The following is a 2,805-nucleotide window of genomic DNA, read 5'->3' on the forward strand; positions in this document are numbered from 1 at the left end:
GGTCGATGAGGGTTTATCAACTCAAACAGCATTTTGCAAAACGATTACGGTGGTGGGTCCACCGTCGTCGATACTTGGGAACGATACGAGTTTATGTGAGTTATCGACGCTGGAGTTGCGTGCAACGGAGTTAAATGGAACGCAGTACCAATGGTCGACGGGCGCTACTACCCTTGTAACCAGCGTAAATGCAGCGGGAAAATATTGGCTGGACATGGTAACCCGCGCGGGCTGCGTGGCCACCGATACGATCCTGGTGAATATGGCGCCGAGCCCGGTGTTTTCCTTTGGGGCAGATACCAGTATATGCAGAAATACGAGTTTCACACTTCGTTCACCTATCACCGCGGACAGCTATACCTGGCAAAATGGAACCAGCTTACCCCAATTGGAAGTCAATCAAACCGGCCGGTATTATTTAACCGTGCAGAACGGCAATTGCAGCTTTACCGATACGCTGCAGGTATTTTCCTTACCCGATCCTGTTCTCAGTTTAGGGATCGATCCTATTATCTGCCAGGATCAGGCCATTACACTGGCGCCCGACAACCTTGGTTATCCAGTTTACAACTGGTCCACTGGCGCTAGTTCCGCTTCTATTTCCATTACATCACCTGGCCTTTACTGGGTAGAGGCTAGTAACTCTTTTGGCTGCCGCTACCGCGATTCTGTAACGGTTAGCCGGGCCATTCCACTCCTGGTTGACCTGGGCGTTGACCAGTCGCTTTGTGAACCGGCTACTTTTGTGGTAAATGCACCCGCTGGGGGCGATCAGTACCTGTGGAGCACGGGCGCAACAACGACCTCGCTAAGCATCGCTCAATCGGGCAGGTATTATGTAGATATTCGCAAGGACGGCTGCACCTATTCTGACACCCTAACAGTTCTTTTGAAGCCATCGCCCCAGTTAACCGTTTCCCCGGATGCAACCCTCTGCCCCGGTGAACAAATAACACTCACTGCCGCTACCAATGCGCCGCTGGTAAACTGGTCGACCGGAGCCGTTGGAAGCAGTCTACTTGTAGCTGCCCCGGGCCTCTATTCGGTGGAAGCTGAACTAGACGGTTGCAGCACGGAACAAACCATTTCTATTTCCCGGGAACTGCCCCCGGAATTATCGCTGGGGCCGGATCGGACGATCTGTGAGGGGCAGGCTATACAAGTGATAGCGGTTGTAAACAATGGTAATTTTTCCAACTGGATGGATGGAGGGGTATTGCCCCAACGGACCATAAGCACAACCGGCCAGTATATTGCCTGGGCAGAAAACCGGTGTGGGCTGGTCTCAGATACGCTCCTGGTTCGGCCCGGCAGCGATAAAGAAACCAGTTACCAGTTGCCCAATGCCTTCACCCCCAACGGCGATGGAAAAAACGACTGTTTTGGTATCCAAAACTGGTTGATCCGCGACCTGCAGGAGTTCTCTATCTACAATCGCTTCGGCCAGCTCATATTCAGTGGAACCAATTCCAATAAATGCTGGAATGGCTACTTTAACGGTACCCTTCAGGAAAACGGTGGGTATGTTTATGTACTTCGTGCTGAAACCTATTGCGGGGTTATCCATAAAAAAGGCATCTTCCTCCTCATTAAATAATTGGCCTGATGCCTGTTCTTCTAATTATATTGATTAATTTATAGCCTATATTATCCAATTCGCCATCAAACAATTACACATGAAAACCTGGTTGTTACCTATTGATTTTTCAGAAACCTCTAAAAACGCTGCCCGGTATGCGGTTGCACTTGCCAATGAAACACCCGATGTTAAACTGGTTTTATACCATGTTTTCGGAAAAATTGCCGCAGGAACCGACGGCACTCCCCTCGACCTGTCTAATTCCACCCGGAAAGAAATAGCTGAACTTGCTTTAGGCAACCTGATTAATGAGCTGGCTCACAGCTCACCAATCGATATCATTGCGGAAGAAGGCGACTCTCTTACCGAAAACCTGGCGCGCTATGTTCGCCATAACGGTGCAGATATGGTAGTTATGGGCCTAACCGGCGCCTCCCGGATCGAACAATTGCTAATGGGTACCAATGCCCTCAATATGGCTCATTCGGCTGTATGCCCGGTGCTGATTGTGCCTCCCCAGGCTACTTACCAGTCGGTTAAAAATATTCTTTTTGCTACCGATATGAAAAACGTTCGGCAAACCACGCCCATCAAAGCCCTGCGCTCGGTTCTTTCCAATTTCAACGCCCGCTTACACGTGGTAAACGTAGATGCCGATCATTATGTAGAACTTTCCGCCGCATATAAAACGGAACGGGCAAATATGGTAGAGTTATTGGAAGGATTTAATCCTGAATTTTATTTTGTCCGGATCAACGACTTCCTGGACGCCATCCAAACCTTTGTAGAAGATAAAAAAATTGATATTATTATCACCGTGCCCAGGAAACACAGCTTTTTATCCTCCTTGTTCAACCCCAGCCATACCCGGAAATTACTCTATCATACCCATGTTCCACTGGTTGCCATACATGAATAAAAGACCTTCCACGGTATCTTTTTTTAAACGAAAACGCTTCATTTGGAGCGTTTTCTTACATTTGAGGCATCTTGTACAGCAGCAGAACCATACCATCATTTGCCTCTATGGTACTTCCGGTGAACTTTTATATCCCGGACTAAGTACCCCTGCTACTGCTGTAAATCAATCTATTAATTAATAGTTTCTGTATGCCTAAAGACATTGCTTTTGCCAATGTAACCAGTGAAATTGGTACATTACGACGTTTACTTGTTCATAGCCCGGACAGCGGCCTGGGAAAGGTTGTTCCCTCCAAAGCCCAGGA

The 2,805-nt window shown here is 48.2% G+C and carries 2 protein-coding genes; both read left to right on the plus strand.

The features are described from left to right. Positions 1-1,597 (plus strand): gliding motility-associated C-terminal domain-containing protein (locus tag A1D16_RS10555; protein WP_290709330.1); only part of this gene is annotated, 1,597 nt, incomplete at its 5' end. Positions 1,598-1,676: 79 nt separating this feature from the next. After that, the gene (locus A1D16_RS10560) at positions 1,677-2,498 is read left to right on the plus strand and encodes a universal stress protein (RefSeq protein WP_290709331.1); all 822 of its coding nucleotides are present in this window, start codon (positions 1,677-1,679) and stop codon (positions 2,496-2,498) included. Positions 2,499-2,805: the final 307 nt, after the last annotated feature.

This window comes from Flavihumibacter sp. CACIAM 22H1, assembly GCF_001601815.1.
Lineage (GTDB): Bacteria > Bacteroidota > Bacteroidia > Chitinophagales > Chitinophagaceae > Flavihumibacter.

What these genes read in the sequence shown, in the direction of transcription:
- A1D16_RS10560 (WP_290709331.1), top strand. Translation starts at nt 1,677, where the DNA reads ATGAAAACCTGGTTGTTACCTATTGATTTTTCAGAAACCTCTAAAAAC.